This is a genomic window from Acinetobacter sp. CIP 64.2 (genome assembly GCF_000369645.1).
Lineage (GTDB): Bacteria > Pseudomonadota > Gammaproteobacteria > Pseudomonadales > Moraxellaceae > Acinetobacter.
Genome location: NZ_KB850122.1, coordinates 513,414 through 537,733 on the forward strand (window position 1 = coordinate 513,414; position 24,320 = coordinate 537,733).

The 24,320-nt window shown below is 40.7% G+C and carries 18 protein-coding genes and 1 pseudogene; 2 read left to right on the forward strand and 17 right to left on the reverse strand.

Going from position 1 to position 24,320, the window contains the following annotated elements; all coding sequences use genetic code 11:
* Positions 1–47: 47 nt before the first annotated feature.
* From F895_RS08700 to F895_RS08675, 6 genes are all read right to left on the reverse strand, one after another.
* The gene (locus F895_RS08700) at positions 48–1,214 is read right to left on the reverse strand and encodes a hypothetical protein (protein ID WP_005241668.1); all 1,167 of its coding nucleotides are present in this window, start codon (positions 1,212–1,214) and stop codon (positions 48–50) included.
* Positions 1,214–2,527, reverse strand: coding sequence for a TolC family protein (locus tag F895_RS08695; RefSeq protein WP_005241669.1), 1,314 nt, complete (start codon positions 2,525–2,527; stop codon positions 1,214–1,216). The genes F895_RS08700 and F895_RS08695 overlap by 1 nt, the downstream gene beginning before the upstream one ends.
* On the reverse strand, positions 2,524–4,110 hold the full coding sequence (locus tag F895_RS08690; RefSeq protein WP_005241671.1) for a GH3 family acyl-acid amido synthetase: 1,587 nt from the start codon (positions 4,108–4,110) through the stop codon (positions 2,524–2,526). Before F895_RS08690 ends, F895_RS08695 begins: the two co-directional genes overlap by 4 nt.
* Entirely contained in the window at positions 4,107–4,928 is an 822-nt protein-coding gene (locus F895_RS08685; protein WP_005241673.1) for a hypothetical protein, read from the reverse strand. Before F895_RS08685 ends, F895_RS08690 begins: the two co-directional genes overlap by 4 nt.
* 153 nt (positions 4,929–5,081) lie before the next feature.
* Positions 5,082–6,629 (reverse strand): DHA2 family efflux MFS transporter permease subunit, encoded by a 1,548-nt coding sequence (locus F895_RS08680; protein ID WP_005241675.1) that lies wholly within the window; start codon positions 6,627–6,629, stop codon positions 5,082–5,084.
* Positions 6,630–6,653: 24 nt separating this feature from the next.
* Complete coding sequence (locus F895_RS08675) at positions 6,654–7,715, reverse strand: HlyD family secretion protein (protein WP_005241676.1); 1,062 nt, start codon at positions 7,713–7,715, stop codon at positions 6,654–6,656.
* Positions 7,716–8,455: 740 nt separating this feature from the next.
* Between F895_RS08675 and F895_RS0118955 the strand changes: the two are divergent.
* A pseudogene (locus tag F895_RS0118955) lies at positions 8,456–9,128 on the forward strand (bile acid:sodium symporter family protein).
* Positions 9,129–9,177: 49 nt separating this feature from the next.
* Here F895_RS0118955 and F895_RS08670 read toward each other — a convergent pair.
* From F895_RS08670 to F895_RS08620, 11 genes are all read right to left on the reverse strand, one after another.
* Entirely contained in the window at positions 9,178–10,191 is a 1,014-nt protein-coding gene (locus F895_RS08670; protein WP_005241677.1) for a 2-dehydropantoate 2-reductase, read from the reverse strand.
* Positions 10,192–10,307: 116 nt separating this feature from the next.
* A complete protein-coding gene (locus F895_RS08665; protein ID WP_026040170.1) occupies positions 10,308–11,009 on the reverse strand; it encodes a winged helix-turn-helix domain-containing protein in 702 nt (233 codons plus the stop codon).
* A gap of 222 nt (positions 11,010–11,231) precedes the next feature.
* Entirely contained in the window at positions 11,232–12,107 is an 876-nt protein-coding gene (gene hchA / locus F895_RS08660; protein WP_005241680.1) for a glyoxalase III HchA, read from the reverse strand.
* A 99-nt stretch (positions 12,108–12,206) separates the two neighbouring features.
* On the reverse strand, positions 12,207–13,220 hold the full coding sequence (locus F895_RS08655) for an NAD(P)H-quinone oxidoreductase (protein ID WP_005241681.1): 1,014 nt from the start codon (positions 13,218–13,220) through the stop codon (positions 12,207–12,209).
* Positions 13,221–13,224: 4 nt separating this feature from the next.
* Positions 13,225–14,103: an AraC family transcriptional regulator gene (locus F895_RS08650; RefSeq protein ID WP_005241682.1), complete on the reverse strand. Its 879-nt coding sequence runs from the start codon at positions 14,101–14,103 to the stop codon at positions 13,225–13,227.
* Positions 14,104–14,250: 147 nt separating this feature from the next.
* Entirely contained in the window at positions 14,251–14,955 is a 705-nt protein-coding gene (locus F895_RS08645; RefSeq protein ID WP_005241684.1) for a GntR family transcriptional regulator, read from the reverse strand.
* Between the two features lie 6 nt (positions 14,956–14,961).
* Positions 14,962–18,567 (reverse strand): urea carboxylase, encoded by a 3,606-nt coding sequence (gene uca / locus F895_RS08640; RefSeq protein WP_005241686.1) that lies wholly within the window; start codon positions 18,565–18,567, stop codon positions 14,962–14,964.
* Positions 18,568–18,585: 18 nt separating this feature from the next.
* Entirely contained in the window at positions 18,586–20,412 is a 1,827-nt protein-coding gene (atzF, locus tag F895_RS08635) for an allophanate hydrolase (protein ID WP_005241687.1), read from the reverse strand.
* 249 nt (positions 20,413–20,661) lie between these two features.
* A complete protein-coding gene (locus F895_RS08630; protein ID WP_005241689.1) occupies positions 20,662–21,018 on the reverse strand; it encodes a winged helix-turn-helix domain-containing protein in 357 nt (118 codons plus the stop codon).
* A gap of 58 nt (positions 21,019–21,076) precedes the next feature.
* Positions 21,077–22,186, reverse strand: coding sequence for an S-(hydroxymethyl)glutathione dehydrogenase/class III alcohol dehydrogenase (locus F895_RS08625; protein WP_026040171.1), 1,110 nt, complete (start codon positions 22,184–22,186; stop codon positions 21,077–21,079).
* A 48-nt stretch (positions 22,187–22,234) separates the two neighbouring features.
* Complete coding sequence (locus F895_RS08620; protein ID WP_004653592.1) at positions 22,235–22,510, reverse strand: metal/formaldehyde-sensitive transcriptional repressor; 276 nt, start codon at positions 22,508–22,510, stop codon at positions 22,235–22,237.
* A gap of 293 nt (positions 22,511–22,803) precedes the next feature.
* On the opposite strand from F895_RS08620, the gene F895_RS08615 reads away from it, so the two are divergent.
* Positions 22,804–24,312 carry a phospholipase D family protein gene (locus F895_RS08615; protein WP_005241691.1) on the forward strand — a complete coding sequence of 503 codons (1,509 nt, stop codon included), beginning with the start codon at positions 22,804–22,806 and terminating at the stop codon, positions 24,310–24,312.
* Positions 24,313–24,320 lie beyond the last annotated feature (8 nt).

Consider the following 24,320-nt stretch of genomic DNA (forward strand, 5'->3'; position numbering starts at 1 on the left):
AAATCCTCAAAATCTTGAGGATTTTTTTATGCTCAAATCAATCAATATTAAATCCGCCCAACTTCCAGATATGGAATCAGGCTCTTATCAAAGTTGGGACGTGGATCCCCCTCAAAACTAATAAAACCATGCATGCCCGTTAATCGCTCGCCTTTATAAAACTGATTAAGCTGAAAGCGTGGATCTTGATGTGACAAAGTAAAACTCACCACGCCAACCCCTCGTTTTTTAGACCATTGTTGTGCATCTTCAAGCATTAAATGATGCAAGGCTAGCTGCTCTGGATGACAAAGCAAAGTATGTAACACGTGGTATTTTAATGAATCCCCAAGTTTAGGTAATGGCATGCCCTTGGTGATTTTGGTCAATAAATTATAGACGGGCCGAAATACGCCAATCGCTGAACTGTAATGCAGAATTTTGGTTTGTTTAAGACTATGCTGATCCCATAACCCAAACATTCCGACCAATTTTTCATTTTGAAAATACAGTTGGAAGTCAGAAAGTTTTAAGCCTGTAAAATAGTGGTGTTCTGCAAGTAGCTCTTCAAAATTATACGCAGGGATAAAATTAAAATATTGCGACATTTCAGCAATAAAGCTATTCATTGCGCTGATATGTTCAGGTCTTGCTATACAGGACCGAATCTCACTCATTTCAGATTGAACTTGAGAATTCTGCTCTAAAAAAGCCTTAATTTTTCTTTTTGTCCCCACATGCGTCAAGGTTAGAGTTTCAATTAACCCTTCATCATAATAATCAGGAATTCCTGTTTTACCTGTTTGTATGGCTGCTCTCGCAGCATGATTATCATCAAAAATAATCATTTGACTAAAATTAGGTTCATGCATGGTTTGTTTGACATGCACGCCCAAAGCCTTGACCAATGATTTACCGCGATAGTTTTGGTCGACACGTAAGTCACTGGCATAGCGTAGATTTTGCACAGTTTTATCAACATAACATGGCCGATGACCATTGCTATAACAAGCGACATTTTTCTGATTCTCTGTATCTTCAATCACCACATGTAATTTATGACGATACAAAATATCAGACGCTTTAAAATAACTGGGTTCGCGCTGGAAACTGATCTGTACCCCTTTGGTGGTCATGGGCACGGCAATGAGTGATCTTAATGCTTGATCGTCAGCCAAGGTTGCTTCACGCGTCACGAGACTGCTTTCAGTGGATGTCGGTGGATTTGTTTTCATTAATTATTCACCTGCTGTGTAGTTTGTGTTGGAACCAAATCATTTAAATGGCCCATTTGGTCTAGTAATTGATAGACGAATACAACTTCATCTTGCTCATTGACTGTCTTTTGAGTTTGTACATCTAATAATTTTTGCTCGGTATTCAGCAAATCAAAAGTTGTTTTTGTTCCTAACTCAAACTCTTTGCGGGTATAAACAAATGCAATCGAGGCGGCATCAATGGCATTTTGAAGTGCATCTTTATTTTGTCGAATCGTTTGAAGCTGCGCATAGGTGGTTCGAGCGCGCTGATTTAAATCTAATTCTAGACCCCGAATTTTTTGGTTGGCCAGATCTACATCGGTTTGTGCTTTTCTGGTATTGGCTCGATTTAACCCATCATCATATAGCGGCACGTTCAGTTGGACACCGACCATATAGTTATTGCTTTCCGAGCCAATATAACTTGCTTCATGTTGCCTTCCTAAACGACTGGTCAACATCACCGTTGGCCAGAGTTCTCGTTTAGTCAAGGCATATTGTTTTTCGGCTGCCTGCTTTTCATATTTGGCACGGAGTAAAGCAGGATGATTTTTTGTATTCGCCAAGATTTCATCTAAGTGGTTTGAAATCTGTGGTAAACGCTTAATGGCAACCAGATTTTCTGGTGTAACTCCCGTAATTTGATAAAACTGCGCTTCACTTACAGTCAAATTTGATTGTGCTTGAGTAATATCTGCCTGACCTTGTGCCACTTGCGCCAAGACTTGTGCCAAATCAGCCTTGGTAATCATCCCGACATCAAAGCGCCGTTGTGACTCATACAAAGAACGTTGCAAATTGGACATGGTTTTCTTTCTCAGCTCCAGAATTGCTTTCTTCTTTAGCACGTCTGTATAGACCATGACGGTATTCAAAATCGTTTCCGAGCGTTGATCCGATAATCCTTCCGTGTGTGCAGACAGCTGATTTTTAGCCACATCAATTCCCAAACGATGTCGCCCAGATGTATAGACGGGGTAATCCATTTGTAATTGCAAACTGCGACCCTTTCGGTTTCCTTCAGTGGGAAACATGACATTAGTGGGCGTTTCGACTCTTTCATAGTCGAGCTGCCCCACCAAATTCACTTTGAGTCCATCGCGTTGTTTGGCTTGTTCAAGCATAGCTGTCGATTGATTGACACTTAACCGACTCACTTCTAACTGACTTTCATGTCTTAAACTTGCAGACAGCGCATCATCTAAAGTCATGGCATCAACCGAGCTTGAAATCCAAAAAATAGATAAATATATGAATGACTTTTTAAACTGATTCATTCCTCTACTCATAGTTGTTCCAAACTCGTTAAGCTCACCTTCTTCAACGGTTCAGGTTTAATATTACCTTCGATAATGCCATCAAACATCACCAGTTTTTTATATGCATTCCAACCGTTCTGCGCTTGACGAATCTGTGGTTGGTCCAATTGCCCTAAGTTTCGAGCCAGTTCGTAATGGAAGTTTTGACGTAAGATACGATCAATATATTCATCATTAATACTCTGATGAATCTCGCCCTCAAACAGAACACAATAGAATGGTTTGACTTGCTGCTCAGTATCAATTGCCAATAGCGAAATTGCTTTGGAATCCGTTTCATTCAGCTGTGAAAGCAGTTGTTGTGCCGTTTCAGGCGCCAGCTTCTCACCAACCAAATCGACGCCGAAACGGCGACCCTGAAACTCGAAACATGGGACTTGCTCTAAAAAGCCAGTGACCAGTAAACAATCGTCTAGGCAGTAACGCAGTAAACCATTGCCTGATGTAATCAGCGGGCTAACCACATCTCCGACGTTGAGTTGCCAAGACGGAATTATCTGTCCCTTTTTCTCACCTTCTAAGTACTCAAATTCATAGAAATGACTTTGATAGGCCAGCGGATATTGGTCGTTATAAGGAATGGTCACCACGCCTTCCGTGGCCCACAAACCTTTACCCTCAAACTGCACAGAAGGAAGACGTTGCTTTAGCTTCTCTGCCCAGGCTTTAGAACCTGCTGTATCCCAACTCGACACCAGACTCAATTTAGGCCATAGCTGATTAAAATCAATTTTCTCGCCATTGGAGCTGTCCATTAAACTCTTGGCACCTTCGGAACTTAAAGGCGCTTTAACTTCTTTTAATGAGTTTTGACGACTTCCCCATTGACCCGTTTCCAGAACTTCGACCACCTCTTGCTGCATCAGCTCTAAACGATCTAGAAGTTGCAATGCAAAAGTCGGACTCCAAACCGAGATCATGGCGAGATTACGGTTGGCAACCAGATAACAGATCGTCGCAAATAACGCATCGTCAGCATTGGCAGCAAAAGCCACATTACTTGGAACTGCCTGCGTAAACTTAGATAGAATTCGCTTGCCAAAACCCAATAATGCACTGTCATCATTAAGATTTTTGTCTTTAAGTACTTCTCGTTGACTTTCGGGCAACCATGACACTGACCAATAGTGCGTACCCGAACGGAGTTGAGGACATTTGCGATACATACTCGCCATCCACGGTGCAATCGCATGATCCAACTCATCTAAAAACAATTTGGTGTACGGAATAAATTTAATCTGTTCACTCGAGCCACTGGTGGGTTGAAAGCGAACTAACTTACTGCTAGAAAGAGATCGTTTTTGCTCTCGATATTGCTGAATATCCTCCCGCCACGCGCTATAGCGCGAAGCAGGAAAGCTGTTTGCAAATTGTTCATAATTTTGCACTTGCTTATTTCTGGCTAAACTTGAAGTCTGCAAGATCGAATGTAAAATTTGACGTTGCGTTGTCTCCAATGCGTTGAACTTTTGCTTAAAGTTTCGATCGGATGCATCACACCATTGCTTTAAAATGATGTGAGAACCTGACGTCAGCCATTCTGTATGCTTCATTGCAAAACCTCCCGACGCGTTGCTGAATTTTTTAATAAAGCATCGCATCGCCCTTTACTGGCAGGTTTGGTCATTAATTTAACCGGAAAACGTGCAATGTCCTTCCAGCCCAAACGACCAATACAAGGAAGTTCTGTACCAGCACTCCAAGTTGGATTTTTTTGTTCAAAGAAATGAATATTCGGATTTTTCTCTCTCATTTCTGCAGTAATTGGCGCCACTTCCCCTTTAAGTGGTTGATAATCACTACCAAAATTTAATAATCCCGCTTCTTTGTCATAATATTCACCAAAGAAATTCTCGCAATAATGCTCAATGACTGTTGATAAATGCTGGTTGTCATCATTGATATTTGGATAATAAACATAATAATTATTGGCAAGCAGCAGATAAGTTTTATAACCTTTAGAAATCAATAGCCAATACAGTTCATTAAAGGGATACTTGACTCTTAATTTAATCATTAATTTAAGCATGGTACTTTGCAGGGTACGCGTGCCCCAGAACTGTCTGAGAATCACAGTATCGCCACTAAATAAAACGGTGTAGTCTTTGCCGTTTAAATAGAAATGCTGTACGACCACAGTAGAGAAACCAACAATCTCGTCCGTTTCCGAGTCGAAAATTAGTATTGCACCACTTTTCTTTTTGAAATCATCAACAAAGATCGAAAACCTCGTATTCTCATAATATTGCTCATAAATTGAGTACATCACTTTCAGGCGCTCAATATCGATTTGTTCTTTCTCGACATATTGCCCGTAGGTAGATTCTTTACTATTGAATCTTGAAATCAGTTTATATGTTGTATTAATCATCAGCTTCCACCTCTAAATTTGGATACTTAAGTTCCCCTATCTCATAAAGAAATATTAAAAAACCCGTATCACTGTTTTTTGTTATCAAGGGGGTACGTTGTATACGCCCTATTATTTTTCGTTATATGAAAACAACCCTCTAGCTTTGAATATTTACATGTCCATCTTTTTCCCCCTATCCATAAATATGGTTAAAAATGCTGCCACAAACATGATGATGGCCAGCATCCGTAATAAGTCATTAAAACTGGATGTAAGCGCCTGGTAGTGGATATCGCGATAAATTACGCTGAGCGCGATTTGTTGGGCATTGCTGCCCACTTCTTGATATTGCGCCGTAAGCTGGTCTAATCTTTCAATAAAAATCCAGTTCTGTGGATTCATGTACTGGTTTAACTGCGTAACATGTATTGCCGTTAGCCAATCTAAAGATGAGTTAATGAGTGCTAAACCTACCGCGCCACCAATGTTACGCATCAGGTTGTAAATACCACTCGCGTCTGCAACCTTAGTGAGTGGTAATGTGCTCATGGCTAAATGCGAAACCACAATCAGACAGATCATGAGACCAATACCTCGATAGATCTGCGGCCAGAACATGAAGTCATAATCACTGTGGATACTGAGATGTGAATTGAGCCAAACACCAAATCCAGCTAAGACCATGCCAACAAAGACGGTTTTTCGGGTATCAAAATTCGGAATGAGCCACGCGAGGAATGGTGCAAAGCAGAACATTACAATGCCCGTGACCATCATGATATGACCGATCTGGCTACTGTTCATTTCTCGTACCTGACCAAGAAATACGGGAATCATATAGCCCAAACCATATAAAGCCATTCCGATCACAAAAGTAATGATGCAGCTCAGTGTAAAGTTTTTGTTCTTAAATACACTCAGATCCAATAAAGGTTTGGGCTGAGTAAAACTGCGTGAAAAGAAAATCATGCCGCCAATCAGGCAAATGATAAATGCGACACGAACTCCTGTATCTGCAAGCCAGTCATGCCGTGCACCTTCGTCCAGAAAATATTCCAGTCCACCTAAAAACATCGCCATACCAATCAGGCTGAACCAATCCATACTCTTGATGAGTGAATAGTTCGCACGATCAATGTTTGGACCTGAAAAGATCACGGTTGCAATGATAATGCCCGGAATAATGTTGATCAGGAACATCCAGTGCCATGAAAAATTGTTGGTCAGCCACCCACCAATGGTTGGGCCAATTGCAGGACCCAGAGTACTGATCATGCCAAACATGACTAAAGGTAAAGCACGTTTTGCCTCGGGAAACAATAAATACAACGCCGTCATCGAAGTTGGAATCATGCCGCCTCCCATGAATCCTTGAAATGCCCGGAATACCAGCAGACTTTCAAGATTCCACGCCAAGGCACAGAGCAAAGAACTGATTGTGAATCCAATTGCACAAATGGTGTAATAGATGCGTGTCGAGAGTACCCGCGATACGATACTTGACATCGGAATGGCAATAATTTCAGCAATCAAATAAACCGTTTGTACCCATGTCACTTCATAACGACTGGCACTCATACCGGCTTGAACTTCATTCAAAGAACTGGCCACAATTTGAATATCAAGAATCGCCATGAAATTACCAAAAATCATCGCCGCAAAAATGAGCCATGCTGTTTTTGGCGCAAACTTCCACTCATTTTCGCTAGGTTTATTCATTTTCTTATACCTAAAACGTGGTGATTAAGTTCTTAGATCAACAGTTGCACTGACTGACATTCCAGGTTTTATAAGTTCAATGTGTGGACTGGCATCAATTGCAATACGTACAGGGATACGTTGTACGACTTTATTAAAGTTTCCAGTCGCATTGTCTGGTGGCATAAGAGAAAAAGTTGCTCCTGATGCGGGAGAAAAACTTTCAATTTTGCCTGTATAAGTCAAACTTGGATAAGCATCTATTTTTAACTTAACTTCTTGACCAATATGCATTTTTTCAATCTGAGTTTCTTTAAAGTTTGCTTGTACATACAAACTGTTCTCAGGAATAATGGCCATTAAACGCGTTTGTGGAGAAACACGAGAGCCTTTTTGGATTGAAAGACTTCCCACTTTTCCCGTTACAGGACTGACTACTTTCGAAGATGAAAGATCAATTTGATAAAGATCTAGTGTCGCATTGGCATTTTGAATATCTGCAAGTAGCTGTGCGCGGCTGGCCTGTAAGCTGCCTAACTGTGCTTCTGCTGCATTAACCGTAGCTTGCGCCTTACTGAGCTGTGCTTGAGCAGTTAAATATTGGGATTGTACACCTTCAAAATTTTGTCGAGTAATCACCCCGTCCTTTAATAAATCTTGATAACGAGTAAAATCTTTTTTCAAACGAGATAGATCTGCTTGGGCTGCAACAACACCACTATTCGCTTCACTAATTGATGACTTTGCGGACTTTTCATTTTGTTGCTGCACATCAAGCGCAGCTTGTTTTAGTGTCACGACAGATTTTGCCTGATCATAACGCGCTTGGTAATCACGATGATCCAATAGGGCTAAGGGTTCCCCTTTTTTCACAAATTGATTGTCATTAATCATTAACTCCATCACTTCGCCAGAGATCTTTGGCATCACCCAAGTGACATCTGCTTGCACATAGGCATTATCGGTAGATTGATAGAAGCGATAGACTAAAAAATAATACGCAATGCCTAAAATCAGAAATAAAATGAGCACACTAAACACAGCCCAGGTTATTTTTTTTCGACTTTGGAAATTAGTATCAGTTTCAAGCTGAGCTACGTTATCCATATTTATTCCGCTATTTGTGATATACAGTTTTTATTTTGAGCTACATCAAAACATTCATATTTTCACGTAACTTTTCACTTATTTATGCATAAATTAATAATTGCAATGTAATAATCGGCGCAAATTATCATGCTTAATGAAAGAATATGTCATTGACCTTTTGTTCATATCATTTTTCTATTTCTGCCAATTGTCCAAATGGTATAAAGCTTTTATTACACATTTGTGAAATTCTAACATAAACATGAATGATTCGTGTTTTCATTTGTAAAAAAATAAATTTAAGCTATTGTTTAATTTAACTATATTACTAAATTTATCTTAATTTTAGTTTTTACCATTCAGTCGAATATCTTAGTTAATTTAAGAAATTTGTAAACAAAAAAATGAAGTGATGACAAAAAAAGTAAACGTTATGAAAATGTAATTTCTGTGAAAAGTTGATTTTTCCCCTATTTATTTATGCATTTTAATTCAATCAAATTGTGCGCTATCACACAAATTGTTTTTGAAAAAGCGACTAACGTATTTAAGCTAAAGAAATCATTAGAATGAATAACCTAAATGTGTTAATTCATTACTTTGCATAGTAAAAATTTAAAGTATTGCTAAATACTGCTGTTTATAGGTCTTGCTCAGATGTGAACTATATCAACTTAGATACCGGTAAGTTGTAATCTGATCAGACAAAACAACCAGAAAATTGGAAAAATAATATTGATCTAAAAGAAGGACTGCTTATGGATTCTGGACTAATCACACTTTTTCTACCGATCGCCTTGACGATTGTCATGGCCGGGCTGGGTTTGGGCTCACACTCAAAGACTTTGCACGAGTAAGCAAACATCCCAAAGCGGTGATCATTGCTTTGTTTTGTAAGTTTATTTTATTGGTCGGCATTGCATTTTTAATTTGTAAAATATTGGCTTTACCGCCGCTTCTGGCAGTCGGTTTGATGTTACTTGCCGCTTCACCTGGGTGGATCAACGGCAAATCTATTCAGCTATTTATATAAAGGTGATATCGCACTGAATATTACCTTAACTGCAATTAACGCCCTTATCGCTGCCGTTTTTTTGCCCATTATTGTCAATTTTTCCATTCTTCACTTTATGCATGAAGGTCAACAAGTGGGACTACAATTTGCAAAAGTATTGCAGGTCTTTGCAATTATCAAAGAACGAAATAATCTAATCGTTTGGGATCAGTTCATATCAAGCTCGTGCCTGTGCGTTTGAGATCGGGATTCATAACAGTACCCTTGCCATGATCATTGCACTGACGATTATGGCAAGTACGAACATAGCGATGCCAGCTGTTGTCTACTCAATCTTCATGTATATCTTCGCTACGATCTTTGGCATGTTGATTACACGATTTGGCACGCAAGAAGTTATGAAGCTTAACCTTTAGTTATAAACGGCGACATAGCATATACATACAACGCTATATGCTATGTCTTTTATCCAGCATTGTTTACCGTCTTTAATTCAGCTATGAGTGCTTCTGCTGACCATGTTTTTGGTGTGATTTCAGCTTGTTTAATTAACTCAATCAGCTTTTGATTGATTGGTGCTTTTAAATTTAGTTGCGTTGCTAAACGAACAACTTCTCCATTAATCCAGTCAATTTCCGTTGCTCGCCCCGCCATAAGATCATCTGCCATTGATGATCGTGCCAACGGATCAATCGCCAGCATTTTCTTGCTCAGCAGATTGAAAATCGTATTTGGCAGTTTTAATACAAATGGAACGAACTGTGCAGGTAAAGCGGTCAATTGTGCAGGCTTAATTTTTGCGATTTTAAGTAGCTCTAAAGCTTCAATCTGCGCCATTGCCAAGCATTGACGATAATCTCTGATTGAAAGCTGTTGCTTTAAAGGAATCTGCGACAAGGCATTCACTGCATTATTTAAATTCAGCAATAATTTTGCCCATTGAATCGCCTGCATATCTTGTTCAAGTTTCAGTTCAAGTTTGGCATTTTTGAATGCAGCCACAAGCTCAGTTAAAGCAGCATGTTGTTTCACATACAAAGCACCATCCGTACCTTGATGGAAGACCCCATTTCCTAAAGCAGCCACATTAAAAGGCACCATGCCTGCAAGAATGGTTTGCTCTGGTAAAATTTGTTTTAAAAGATCGACATTGCTTAAACCATTCTGAAAACTAATCACGATGGTCTTTTTCTTCAAAACCCCTTTTAGCGCCTGTGCAACTTGTTCTGTAGCTGCTGATTTTACGCAGACCAGAATCAAATCTGCCTGAGCCGCAATATTGGGATCATTACTCAGTTGAAGTTTAGTGATCGGGATAGTTTGCTTATTTGCTAAATAATCTGAAACAATAAGACCATATTGTTGCAACTGTTGCTGTATTTTAGGTCGTACAATGAAATCGACATCTGCTCCTGCAGCAGCCAGTCGCCCACCAAGATAACATCCAATACTACCTGCACCATAAATACATATCTTCATGCAATGCCCCAACTGACTTCAATGCCTTTACTATTTCAATATAATCAAAAAATAGCTTGAAGTTGTCACATAGCTGACAACTCTATTTTTATCAGACTATTTTTTAATAGAAGTCGTCACTGATTTATTTCCAATACAGATTCTTCTTTAGGTGTTCGTATCCCACGCCATTCTTCAAGTACGTATCCCATGCCATAGACATTATGAATGAGCTTGGGAATGAAATTGCGATCAATTTTATTTCTTAACCGACTGATTGCAACCTCAATCACTTTACTATCACGATCATGATAGCTATCCCATAGTTGTGAAGCAATCAAAGCCCGAGGCAGAATTTCCCCACGTCGACTCATAAACAGTTCAATGAGTGCATATTCTTGAGCCGTAAGATTGATACGTTTTCCTGCACGACGTACACAACGTTTCCATAAATCGAGTTCAAGATCGGCAACACAAATCTGGTTGGTGTTATCATTTCGCTGTTCTCTACCCAATAAGTTTTTGATCCGATTAAGCAGTTCAACAAAGGTAAATGTTAGGCCAAAATCTTTAATACGCTCCTCAATTTGATCACGCGCAATTAAAAACAAGAGCGGCATCGTTTTTCCACTCCTCCCGACATCTTGCAAAATATTCCAACCATTCAAGCCTGCGAACATTACATCCAGTATCACAAGATCATATTCACTAAACAATAATGCAAGGTGCTTTCCTGTTATTTCATCTGTAACCCAGTCAATCATATAACCTGCATCTGATAATTTTTGGTTCAGATAGCTGCCAATTTTTTGCTCATCTTCGACTAGTAATATTTTCATCTTAAACCTGTTAAAGCCTTGCTTAAGAGGATAATAACGTTGTAAAACTTTAAATAGTTTCAAATGACAGAAATGTAATTTTGGTGTCAGCCAAATGTTCATTTTTGGAATAGTGCAATAGATAGATATCGAAATCTGGTTTAACAACATCATTTATCTCGATACTTTATAGGTAAAAGCCCAACAACAAGGTTGGGCTCTTATCTATTGCAACATCTACAATTATTGAAGATCAGGATCTGCCAATAACGTTGTAGCTGCAAGTTTTCCAAGGTTATTTGACGCCAGCGGGCTATCGCCTGTTAATAATTTACGATCTTGATGAACTTGTCCTGTGATTCCTTTATTCAGTATTTCGACCCCAAGCTTTTCAAGGTTTTCACCAACCAACCAAGGTAATTGACCTGGCATATAACCAATATCAATATTGGCACCTTTATCGAGTGAATCAGGGAATACACAAACTTGATAATCTTTAAAAATATAATCTTTTGGATTTTCATCAACTGCTGCTGCAAGTAATGAGGCTGGGCCATGACATAAGGTAATCACGTATTTATCATTTGCAACTGCCCATTTTAACAGTGCTTTGACCTCTTTACTTTGTGGAATCTTCGCCAGTACACCATGCCCACCTGGAATAAAGATACCTGCATAAGGTGAATCTGCACTTAAGGCTTGTTCCAAAATATCTGCCAACTTCAGTGGTGCTTTGAGTTGTTTTTCATATTTTTTATAGGTATCTAAGACCACTTGCTCTTCATGCGGCATTGCCCACATTTCTAACTTAACCGGATTGCCAGACAGTGTTGCAACATCAAAAGCAAAACCAGCATTGTCCAGATGAAACATCGGCAATAACATTTCGACAGGGTGATTGCCTGTGGAAAAGAATTTTTCGTTTTGCATCAAGATATAACGTTCATCTGTTGCAATCATTAAAATCTTTTTATCGCCTTTGTATGGGTTTGGATACGTTGTACCGTCATAATCTGTTTTTGCCGATGTATATTGGCTTAACGAATACGGCGATGGGAAAAAAGCATTGTCTTCTGCATGGTCTGGACTAGGATTGCGATCATCAGGATTTGTTGTCATTTTCAGATTCCTCATCAGGTCGTTATGTTTATATGCATACTGCTTTAATGGCCTGTTACACTCAAGTTCTGAGTATGAACAGGCATGGATTGAATACAATTAGGCAAATTCAGATTTAATTTCGAGTACCACTTTGCCCGTATGCTGACTGCTTTCCAAACATTGATGCGCTTGAGCAACGTCATCAAATGCAAAGGTTTTATAGATCATTGGCTTGCATTGATCTGCTTCTATCAGAGGCCAGACAAACTGCTCAAGTTCTTGGGTAATTTGGGCTTTTTCAGCATTGGTTCTGGCACGCATGGTCGAACCTGTCACTACTGCACGTTTTAGCATTAGTTCCTGTATATCAAAACCATCAACTTTTCGACCACCCATAAAACCGATAATGACCAATCGACCATCACGTTTTAACAATCGCAGGTTTTGATTGAAATAGGCGGCGCCAATAATATCAAGAATCACATCAACGCCCTGACCATCCGTTTGGGCCAAAACTTCTTTTTCAAAATCCTGTGTTTTGTAGTTAATTACCTGTGACACCGAAGCTAATTTTTCAACTTTGTCATCACTCCCAACCGTAGAGAAGTTTTTAATACCCATCGCATGACATAGACTAATCGCGGTCGAACCAATACCACTGGCTCCACCATGAATCAGTACGGTTTCACTCTTCTTTAATTGTCCAATCTGAAACAGATTGGCCCAAACTGTAAAATAAGTTTCAGGGATAGCAGCCGCCTCAACAAAACTCAAATTCTTGGGGATTTTTAAAGTTTGATTGGCAGGTACCGCACAGTATTCCGCATAACCACCACCATTGGTCAGTGCACAGACTTTATCTCCAACTTTAAATTGTGTGACGTGTTCACCTACTTCACTAACCACGCCTGAAACTTCTAGTCCGGGAATTGGCGTTACCCCTTTAGGCATCGGATAGAGACCTTGACGTTGTAAAATATCAGGTCGGTTAATTCCTGTTGCGTAGACTTCAATAAGCACTTCATCTGCTTTAATCTCTGGTCGAGGTCCTTGAGCCACTTGCAAAACTTCAGGACCGCCAGCTTGTGTAATTTCGATATATTTCATTTGTTCTACGCTATTTTGATTCATTTAATCATGACTCCGTTTCAGTATTAAATTCAGCGTGTTTGGGTGGAAAACCAAACTGCTTTTTAAATTCTCGGCTAAATTGAGAAGAGCTCTGATATCCAACAGCATAAGCCGCTTGAGCCACACTTTGGTCTGCGTTTTGCAACAATTGTTTTGCCTTATGCAACCGAACCACTTTCAAATATTGTAAAGGCGAATGCTGCGTCACCTGTTTAAAGGCTTTATGGAAGGCAGAGGTACTCATATTGGCTTGTTCTGCGAGCATCTCAACCGTTAACTTTTCGGTAAAATGATGTTGAATATATTCACAAATTTTATAAATCGGTCTGAGATTGCCCTGAGCGACCAGCCCTTTTAATGCATCGGCACCTGAATGTTGAATAACGCGATAGAGCAACTCCCGTTTAATTTGATCTCCCAAGATCAATACATCCTGTTCAGACGTCAAGGTATTTAATAAACGGATGAGGACATTCGATAGCGTTTGATCATATTGGATCACACTCATTCCTGTGGTGAGTGGCTTAAACTGGTAATTTTCAAAATAGGTTTTAGCCAATAGCTCATTCACCATATCCGCTTCCAATTTCATACTGATCGCAATCATCGGTGTTTCTGGACTGGCTACGGTGTCACAATCAAATGGCATAGAAACCGAAACAATTAAACATTCGCTTTGCTTGAATGAATAAGTTTCTGTACCAATATAGCCACGCTTTTGACCTTGCAAAACAAACACTAAGGTTGGTTCTTGTAATACTGCAATCGGTGGTGTGTTGTGATCGACACGCATCAAGGTTATGCCATCAATAGATGTGGCAAAAAAGCCTTCTTTATGTACCAGTTTTAGGAATAAATTGATCAGTGTCTGGTCATTCATCATATGTCATCTGATGATTGGAAATGTGATTTTTATTATTAAATAGCAAAGAGATAAAAACTGTTAGTTTTATGCAGAATTAGGCATGGAAAAGAGAGTTTTAGCAAAGGTTTTATTACCTCTGTGAGTGCAAATCTAGATGATTCGAGCCTAATAAAACTGACTCGAATCCAGCATCTGTAAAGTAATCTTCTTCACTTCATCACGACTTTGCATAATATGCGCTTCAATTGCATTGATCGCGTGTTCAGTGTGTCGATCGAAAATAAAACCTAAGATTTTTTGATGTTCCTGATAAGTCGCCTCGACTCGATAATCTTTGGAGAAGTCCAAACGGCGGATAATACGAATGCGTTCACTCAAATCACGATGAATCCTCGCCATTTCATTATTGCCCGAAGCACGAACCAAGGCACAATGAAAGTCCTCATCTTGCTGAGACAACTGTTTGATATCTTTTAAATACTCAGACGGTTGCACCAACCATAATTCTTTTAAAACCGACAACTCAACCGAGTTTTGATGATCGATTTGACAGAGTTTTCGAATTGAATCTTTTTCCAGAACGATACGGACATCATAGACTTCTTCGTAGTAACGAAAGTTAAGCGGTCGAATCTGCCAACCGCTCCGAAAGCTCACATCAACATAACCTTCTTGTTGCAAGCGATACAAGGCTTGTCGGATGGGAGTACGACTCACCTCATAGGCTTTGGCAACTTCTGACTCAGTAAAACGTTCACCTGGCATCAATTTGAAATCAAAGATGTCATTCTTGATGCGTTGGTAAACCAGCTCAGACAAATTGTCTGAGCTTTTTGCTGTGTTTTTTATGTTGATGCTGGCTTCTTTCATTCAAGCTTATTCCATATATACCAATGGCTCACCACTATGTACGGTTTGACCTGCTCGGCAGATAATGGCTTTGACGATACCATCTTCCTCTGCATAAACTGGTAACTCCATTTTCATGGCTTCAATAATCGCAACAGTTTCCCCTTTCTTGATCTCTTGACCATGTTCCACAAAGATCTTCCAGATATTTCCTGTCATTGAGGCATTTAATGAAGAAAGATGACTGTAATCGACGTGATTGGCTTGCTCAACATGTTGTTCCGGTTGTGCAGCAAATTCCTCTTTCCAACGACTGACTTCACTACTAAACGCCTGTTGTTGCTTCTGTTTAAATGCGGCGATGCTTTCCGCTTCATTGTCCAAGAACTGCACATACTCTGCATAGTCAAACTCGGTTTCTTCAATCTGAATTTGAGCGCGACCATTTTCAAAATCTGCACGCCATTCATTCAATTCAGCTTCAGTCACAGGGAAGTATTTAATCTGGTCAAAGAATTGCAAGAACCATTGTTTATCACCAAATTGCTTGTTCTTTTTAAACTTGTTCCAGATCGGCAGCGTCCGTCCAATCAACTGATAACCACCGGGTGAATCCATGCCATAAATACACATGTACATCCCACCAATACCGACAGTGCCTTCTGCAGTAAAGGTACGTGCAGGATTATATTTAGAGCTGAGTAAACGATGGCGCGGATCAATTGGTACCGCACATGGTGCCGTCAGATAAACATCGCCCAAACCTAACACTAAATAGTTGGCATCAAAAATAATGTCTTTCACTTCATCACGATGTGCTAGGCCATTAATCCGTTGGATAAAATCAACATTGTTCGGTAACCACGGCGCTTTGGCACAGACACTTTCCTGATAACGCTCTACTGCGCCTAAAGTGGCACTATCCTCAAAAGCCATTGGTAAATGCACAATACGTGATGGAATTTTCAGTTGGCTTAAATCGCCCATTTGCTCTTCAAGTTTCAGCAATTGCTGAATCAGTTCGGCTTGAGGAATCACCAGACCATCATATTTAATTTGTAATGAGCGGACCCCTGGTGACAGTTCCAAAACGCCTGCCAAATTGGCATTACGAATCATCTGAATCAGTTGGTGCACACGCAAACGTAGCGCTAAATCTAAAACGTTTTCACCGTATTCTAATAAAATATAGCTATCACCCGCTTGGCGATACACGGTTTTTGGCGAGAGCTCGGTTGGGTCACGTTGGGCTAAAATGGTGCTAAAGACATCTTGAGCAGGCTCAATGGTTTCAACAACTTTGGCAGCATCTGCAAAGTTTTGGATATTATCAATTTGTTCCCGTTCTAACGCATTGGCTTGTTCTGCCGTGATTGGATAAAAACGGATTTTATCATCGGCTTTCAGTTGGCCTACTTTCCACAGCTCGGCTTTGGCAATCGTAACTGGACAAACGAAACCACCAAGACTTGGGCCATCTTTTGCCAAAATCACGGGGAAATCACCGGTAAAGTTGATCGCACCAATTGCATATTCACAATCATGCACATTGGATGGATGTAGACCTGCTTCACCACCATTTTCTCGCGCCCAACTTGGTGTTGGACCTGAAAGTCTGACCCCTAAACGGTTTGAATTAAAATGCACCGTCCACTCAGAGGCAAAGAACTCTTCCACATATTCAGGTTTAAAGAAATCAGGTGCACCGTGCGGCCCATACAACACGGCGATTTCCCATTCATTGCTATATTCAGGGATGAGGTCTTTGGATAGCGCTTGTGGTGTATCTGTTGCCAGCGGTAATTCGGCACTGGCCAGTTCTGCATCAACCATTTTAATCATGTCACCAACACGTAAAGTCCGTCCTGCATGACCACCGAAATTGCCCAATGCAAAGGTTGAACGGCTACCCAAATATAAGGGAACATCCAGTCCATCACGCACGGCCAAATAAGTGCGGCAGCCTGATGCCACTTGCCCAACTTTTAAGGTTTGACCGGCTTTGACTTTTATCGGCTGCCAAAACGCAATGCGTTGCTCATCTAACACTGCTGTACAGCTTGCACCAGTCAGTGCAATGGTGGTATCGGCATGGAACTTTAAAGTTGGCCCGACCAAGGTAAATTCAAAGCCCGCTGCTTTGGCATCATTACCGACAATACGATTGGCCAGCTGGAAGGCATAATCATCCATTGGCCCTGAAGGTGGTACACCGATATCCCAATAACCAGTACGTCCTGGATAATCTTGAATTGAACTCAATGTTCCTGCTTGTACCACCTCAATCACTTTTGGTGAATAGTTGAAATCATCGAGCATCCGTGTCCAGATTTGCATAGACTCAAAACGTTGGTCTGAAACAATGGCTCGAGCATAATCCAAGTTGGTGCTGATACCATTTAAACGGGTTTCAGCCAAAACTACTTTTAATTTTTCAATTGCAGCTGCCCGATCTTCGGCATGTACAATAATCTTGGCAATCATAGGATCAAAATATTGTGATATTTCGGTCCCTGTTTTGACCCAAGTATCGACGCGAATACCTTCTGGAAAAGAAACTTCGGTCAGAATACCTGGACTTGGTTGGAAGTTTTTAACAGGGTCTTCAGCATAGACACGGACTTCAATCGCAGCACCTTGCGGTTGGATATTGCTGAGATAGTCCCAATCCAAGGCATCACCTGCCGCGACTTTGAGCATACACTCGATTAAGTCGAGACCTGTCACCATTTCCGTCACAGGATGCTCTACCTGTAAACGTGTATTCACTTCAAGGAAATAAAACTCATCGCGTTGTGCATCATAAATAAACTCAACCGTTCCTGCACTGCGATAATTGACAGAGCGCCCCAGTTCCACTGCGGCCTGATGTAACTTTTTACGGGTTGCTTCAGGTAAGTTCGCCGCAGGCGTTTCTTCAACCACTTTTTGGTTACGGCGTTGCAATGAACAATCCCGCTCACCCAATGCCACAACTTGACCTTGACCATCACCAAAAATCTGTACTTCGACATGCCGTGCTTTATCAATAAAACATTCAATAAACACACCTGCATCTTTAAAGAACTGCTCACCTAGACGTTTCACACTTTCATAAGCATCCGTGAGTGCTTGTGGAGTATCACAACGGGTGAGACCAATACCACCGCCTCCAGCAGTGCTTTTTAGCATGATTGGATAACCAATACGCTCAGCCGCACTCAATGCTTCCTCTAAACTGTCCAGTAAGCCTGTACCGGGTGTCATTGGAACATGAGCTGCTGCGGCAAGTTCACGTGCACGGTGTTTTAGACCAAATTCCAGAATCTGCTCTGCGGTTGGCCCCATAAAGGCAATATTGTTTTCTTCACAAGCACGAGAGAAATCTGCACTCTCAGACAGGAAACCATAACCCGGAAAAATCGCTTCAGCCCCAGTCTGTTTAGCAGCTTGAATCAATTTTTCGATGCTGAGATAAGTATCAGCAGGCTTTAATCCATCCAGTGCAATTGCAACATCTGCATCCTGCACATGTTGAGCATAACGGTCACTCTCCGAATAGACCGCGACACTGGTGATACCTAATTTTTTTAGTGTTCGAATTGCACGGACAGCAATTTCACCACGGTTTGCAATAAGTACGGTCTTAAACATGATGATTCCCCTTAAAAATTAGTTGGCTGCATTGGCTGATTGACTGTTGCGATGCTGGATATAAGCTCTCCAACCGCCAAAATGGCTGATATTCTCTGCATCACCTAAGCCATACGGCTCACAAATAAAGCCTTTGACCCAGCGACCATCTTCCAGTTCAACATTACCCATGCCCAACGGCGTTGGGATTTCTGCCACAAACTCGCCAAAGCGCGCTGTAGGTACATCCCACAATTCGACAATGATGTTTTGCCCCTCTTGCTGACGTGCCAAGCCTGGTTTTGGGGGAACAGTGCCATTTAAGGCATATAGGGCATAATCCTGAGAGGTTTTGGTGGTTTCGACATGTACTGCACCACGTGTGGTGAGCTGAAAATTCAATGGCATGCCGGTCAAATGTGCACCGACAACCGCGACTCGGATATGATGAGGAGATACCAAAGTTGGTGCACTGATCGATGATGTTTTATCTAAAGCACCGAGTTTCAGGGCCAAGTAGTTTTGCCAAGCTTTACCAAAATGTACCAAGGCTGCATCATGCCAAGCAGGTGCAATCAAAGTGATACCAAATGGTAAGTTGTCTGCTCTAAAGCCAGCGGGTAATGCCAATGCGCTTAAATCGGCGAGATTGGTGAAATTGGTATACGTGCCGAAATGTGCGTTATATTCAATCGGATGCTGCTGTATTTGTTCAATGGTATAAATCGTTGGCGAAGTTGGCACAATCAACGCATCAAATTCAGCCAAACTGTCCTGAATCTTTCGAGCCAAATCCAATCTTAAATATTCAGCGTTGTAGGCATCGATAGCAGAATATTTTTCACCTTGCCGCACAATTTCCAGTACCGTCGGATCAAAATCATCAGCATTGCTTTTGAGTAAATCTTTGACCGCAGCAGTACGTTCAGCGACCCAAGAGCCTTGATAAAGCTGTGCCGCCAATTGTTGAAAAGCTGAAAAATCAATTGGAGTAATTTCAGCATTTAAACTTTCCAGTAATTGGATGGTCTGTAAAAAAGCTTTTTCTGCCTGCTCATCACCAAAGAAGTTCAATTGATCTGGAATTGCAAACTTCAACTGACTTGAAAAGCGTGCCGGTACATTCTTAGGATGCTGACGTGAATAACTATCTAAGGGATCATAGACTTCGGCTTGGGCGGCAACTAATTCAGCATCTGCAACAGTTAAGGCAAAGATTGAAATACAATCGATACTTTTTACTGCGGGTAATAGGCCGCGATTGGAAAAACGACCTTTGGTCGGCTTTAAACCCACAATATTATTGAAGGCTGCAGGAACTCGACCCGATCCTGCGGTATCAGTCCCGAGAGAAAATGGGACCAAACCACGTGCCACTACACTGGCCGAACCTGAACTTGAACCACCGCTGACATATTCAGATTTAAAACTATTCGGTACTACTCCAAAAGGAGAACGTGTTCCAACCAACCCTGTTGCAAATTGATCAAGGTTAGTTTTACCAATGACTATCGCACCCGCTTGTTTGAGTAGACGCACTGTTTCAGCATCTTGGGTGGCAACTGTAGTGAGTGCCTTACAAGCTGCTGTGGTGACAAAACCAGCCACATCAATATTGTCTTTAACGGCAAATGGTATACCGTAAAGCGGAAATTGTTTTTGCAGGTTATCCGTATCTTGGGTTCGTTGCGTTAAGGATTGGATTTGTTGTTGCAACAAATCGCTGCTTGCAACAGAAATCCAAGCAACATCATTAGGATCAATCGCTGCAACCAGTTCTTTTAAAATATCCAGCTGGATCTCTTGTTTTGAATACGCCGTTTGCCATTCAGAAATTGTCCAGCCTAAAGTTTTTAGTTCGCTCACTTTATGAATCCTATCTTGTATACAAGTTTGAATAGATAGAAGCAGAAAGCGTGCCAGTTTTATTTTTTATATAATAATCAATATCTTAATTATTTACTTGGATCGATGATAACTTACATGGCTCAACACGGGTGCCAAAACACGTACCACAATAATGCCTATGCCTTATAGGTCAGAACATTTTCAACAAGTAAAATTGAGAACAATAAATTTGGGGAAGTTTCATTTAAGCTAATTATTTTTATAAAATTATTTATTTACTTTCAAATAATTAGATAATTCTTCGAACTCAGCCGCTACTGCCTGAATCGCTTGCTGTTCCATCGCTCTAAATTTTTTGAGCACGACTTGCCCCAATTCGGTCACCACTGCACCACCACCATGCGTTCCGCCTGTTTGGGTGTCGACCAGATTGGAATGAAAGCATTGATTCATGGTATCCACCAGTTGCCATGCACGGCGGTAACTCATATCCATGGATTTTGCGGCTTGAGAAATTGATCCTGTACGCTGAATTGCATCCAATAATTCTGCCTTACCCGGGCCAAAGGCAATCTGTTCATCAGATAGAATACGAACATGCAGTTTTAAGCGTGGTTTTGACATCAAGATCTACTCAAGATTTGATGATGTATCGCACACCATCAAATCTTATCTTTAAAATTTAGAAATGAATCACGGTACGAATCGACTTGCCTTCATGCATCAAGTCAAAGGCATCATTAATATCGTCCAACGGCATGGTATGTGTTACGAATGGTTCAAGTTGGATCTCACCCTTCATTGCGTCTTCTACCATTTTTGGTAATTGGCTACGACCCTTTACCCCACCAAAAGCAGTTCCCATCCATTTACGTCCTGTCACCAACTGGAATGGACGCGTTGAGATTTCCTGACCTGCACCAGCAACGCCAATAATCACAGATTGTCCCCAGCCGCGATGTGCGCATTCCAGTGCTGAACGCATCACATTGGTATTGCCGATACATTCAAAAGAATGGTCAACCCCCCAACCCGTCATTTCAACAATTACTTGTTGAATCGGCTGCTCATACTCTTTTGGATTGAGGAAATCAGTGGCACCGAACTGTTTTGCCAACTCAAATTTATCTGGATTGGTATCCACTACGATAATACGTCCTGCTTTGGCTTGGCGAGCGCCTTGTACCACAGCAAGGCCGATACCGCCTAAACCAAAGACAGCGACGCTATCGCCTTCCTGTACTTTCGCCGTATTATGTACCGCACCAATCCCGGTGGTTACACCACAACCCAATAAACAGACTTGTTCATGATTGGCTTCAGGATTGATTTTTGCCAAAGAGACTTCCGCAACAACGGTGTATTCGCTAAAGGTTGAACAGCCCATATAGTGATAAATCGGTTGGCCATTATAAGAGAAACGCGTTGTACCGTCTGGCATCACACCTTTACCTTGAGTGGCACGAACCGCAACACAGAGATTGGTTTTACCCGATTTACAGAATAGGCATTCCTTACACTCAGCGGTATACAACGGAATGACATGGTCACCAACCGCAACACTGGTCACACCTTCACCGACCTGAACCACCACCCCAGCACCCTCATGCCCCAGCACTGCAGGGAAAACACCTTCAGGATCATCACCAGATAACGTAAAGGCATCGGTATGACACACACCTGTATGAGTAATTTTAATCAGAACTTCACCTGCTTTCGGTGCTTCAACATCAAGTTCTACAATTTGTAATGGTTCGCCTGCGGCAAAAGCCACGGCTGCACGGGATTTAATCACAATGATACTCCTTAGGGTCGGTTGATATTTCAGTTGCCCTATTTTTTACTTTAAATAAGATTTAAGAATTTTACTGACTTGAATCAGCTCTTGACTGCGTTGCAACTCAGAAGATTCACCGACAACCAAAGTATCTTTTAAATGAATTTCGAGAAGTTCAGTCATCAAACCATTTAATGCACCACGAACTGCACAGATTTGCTGCAAAATATCAGCGCATTCGGTGTCATTTTCCAAAGCACGTTCAACGCTCTGGACTTGACCTTGAATTCGCCTTACACGTGTGAGAATCTTTTTTTTATCCTCTAGTTGTTTAGGCATAATGAGACCAGATTGAACCCAAAAATATACTATACACCAGTATAGTAATTTAGCTCAATATTTACTGATTTATATTCTATAAAACTTAGTTTACAGAAAGTTATTTACGGAGAAAGAAATGAGGAGTGCGATAAGATTTTGATTATAATAAGATTTACATTTAAAGCTTGGAAATGAATAACATTTAGATATATAAGAAAATCAATTAGCTATAAATTACTGTTGGGCTCGCACGTTTGATCAATAAAATGATAAACAAATCATACCATTTCAAGATCATCACACTTGCTATCATGTTAGGAATTAGTGGCTGTTCTTTGCCACCCAATCAGAAACATGATCGGAGTAACTCCTTGCACACTAAAACAAAGTGGATGAATGATCCACAAGCCGATCTCAATATTGAAAAGGGTTTAACAGCTTATCTAGCTTTAGATGATGCCTTTTTAAGTATTGCTTCTCGTATTCACTTAATTCGAAATGCCAAGCATACACTTGATTTACAATACTATATTTGGAATGATGATGCGATTGGCAACCTGATGTTGCATGAGCTGTTAAAAGCGGCTGATCGTGGGGTGAAAGTCCGTTTATTGATTGATGATCAAAATGGCATAAAACTGGATAAAACCCTAAAAGCCCTCGCCCAGCATCCAAATTTTGAAATCCGTATTTTTAATCCTTATAAATTTAGACACTTACGCGTTATTGATTATGTATTTAGACTGAAACAAATCAATCATCGTATGCATAATAAACTCACCATCGCCGATTACTCGATTGCAGTGACAGGTGGTCGTAATATCAGTAGCGAATATTTTGAAGCCAGTGATCAATTCCAGTTTAGTGACATGGATATCTTATTCTACGGAAAAGCCGTTGATCGAGCGGAACAGGTGTTTGATGAGTTCTGGACAAATCATCTGAGTTATTCGACTGAACAATTAATGGGCTCTGGTACACCTCAACAATTAGAGCGTTTAAGAAATACTTATAAAGCTTTAGATCAAATCAATACACCAACTGACGATAAACTCGAAGCCGCTCAAGATTATTTAAAACTACGTCTGCAAAACTATCCAATCCAATGGGCGAAAGCACATTTTGTGGCCGATCATCCCAATAAAGCCTTAGGGCAAGCAAAAGATCAGCAATTATTATATTCGCAAGTTCTCAACATTATGGGAAAACCAGAACAACATATGGAGTTGGTATCTGCTTATTTTGTTCCTACCAAACGGGGTACAGCATATTTAAAGCAACTTTCTCAAGATGGTATCAAGGTTCGTGTTCTAACCAATAGCTTGGTGGCCAATGATGTCGCCGTAGTGCATTCTTTTTATAGCCAATATCGCAAACCACTATTACAAAGTGGCGTGCAGCTCTTTGAGTTTAAGCCGAATATTGAACGTAAAAAACGGACTTGGTATGAAATTGCCACTGGTAGTGTGATTCCGGTTAAAGGCAAGAATCGCTCTAGTCTGCATGCTAAATTCTTTGATGTAGACGGAAAAGTTTTTATTGGTTCATTTAACTTCGACCCCCGCTCCGCCCATTTAAATACAGAAGTTGGTTTAGTGGTTGAATCTGACCATTTACAAGACCAAATTACCGCCATGCTTGATCAGCATTTATTACAAGTGGCATATCAACTGAAACTTGATTCAAATGGCAACATTGTTTGGTATGAACATAAACAAAATGGTGAAGTGGTTGAGCATCATCATGACCCTGAAAGCACCAGATTCCAGCGTTTCACCATGCATGTTGTGTCTTATTTTCCAGTGGAATGGATGATGTAGCACATTAT

Coding starts and splice junctions, on each gene's coding strand:
- F895_RS08675 (WP_005241676.1), bottom strand. CDS start 7,715: ATGGATAACGTAGCTCAGCTTGAAACTGATACTAATTTCCAAAGTCGA.
- F895_RS08620 (WP_004653592.1), bottom strand. CDS start 22,510: ATGCCTAAACAACTAGAGGATAAAAAAAAGATTCTCACACGTGTAAGG.
- uca (WP_005241686.1), bottom strand. CDS start 18,567: ATGTTTAAGACCGTACTTATTGCAAACCGTGGTGAAATTGCTGTCCGT.
- F895_RS08695 (WP_005241669.1), bottom strand. CDS start 2,527: ATGAGTAGAGGAATGAATCAGTTTAAAAAGTCATTCATATATTTATCT.
- F895_RS08615 (WP_005241691.1), top strand. CDS start 22,804: ATGTTAGGAATTAGTGGCTGTTCTTTGCCACCCAATCAGAAACATGAT.
- F895_RS08685 (WP_005241673.1), bottom strand. CDS start 4,928: ATGATTAATACAACATATAAACTGATTTCAAGATTCAATAGTAAAGAA.
- hchA (WP_005241680.1), bottom strand. CDS start 12,107: ATGACAACAAATCCTGATGATCGCAATCCTAGTCCAGACCATGCAGAA.
- F895_RS08655 (WP_005241681.1), bottom strand. CDS start 13,220: ATGAATCAAAATAGCGTAGAACAAATGAAATATATCGAAATTACACAA.
- F895_RS08670 (WP_005241677.1), bottom strand. CDS start 10,191: ATGAAGATATGTATTTATGGTGCAGGTAGTATTGGATGTTATCTTGGT.
- F895_RS08645 (WP_005241684.1), bottom strand. CDS start 14,955: ATGAAAGAAGCCAGCATCAACATAAAAAACACAGCAAAAAGCTCAGAC.
- F895_RS08700 (WP_005241668.1), bottom strand. CDS start 1,214: ATGAAAACAAATCCACCGACATCCACTGAAAGCAGTCTCGTGACGCGT.
- F895_RS08665 (WP_026040170.1), bottom strand. CDS start 11,009: ATGAAAATATTACTAGTCGAAGATGAGCAAAAAATTGGCAGCTATCTG.
- F895_RS08630 (WP_005241689.1), bottom strand. CDS start 21,018: ATGTCAAAACCACGCTTAAAACTGCATGTTCGTATTCTATCTGATGAA.
- F895_RS08690 (WP_005241671.1), bottom strand. CDS start 4,110: ATGAAGCATACAGAATGGCTGACGTCAGGTTCTCACATCATTTTAAAG.
- F895_RS08680 (WP_005241675.1), bottom strand. CDS start 6,629: ATGAATAAACCTAGCGAAAATGAGTGGAAGTTTGCGCCAAAAACAGCA.
- F895_RS08650 (WP_005241682.1), bottom strand. CDS start 14,103: ATGATGAATGACCAGACACTGATCAATTTATTCCTAAAACTGGTACAT.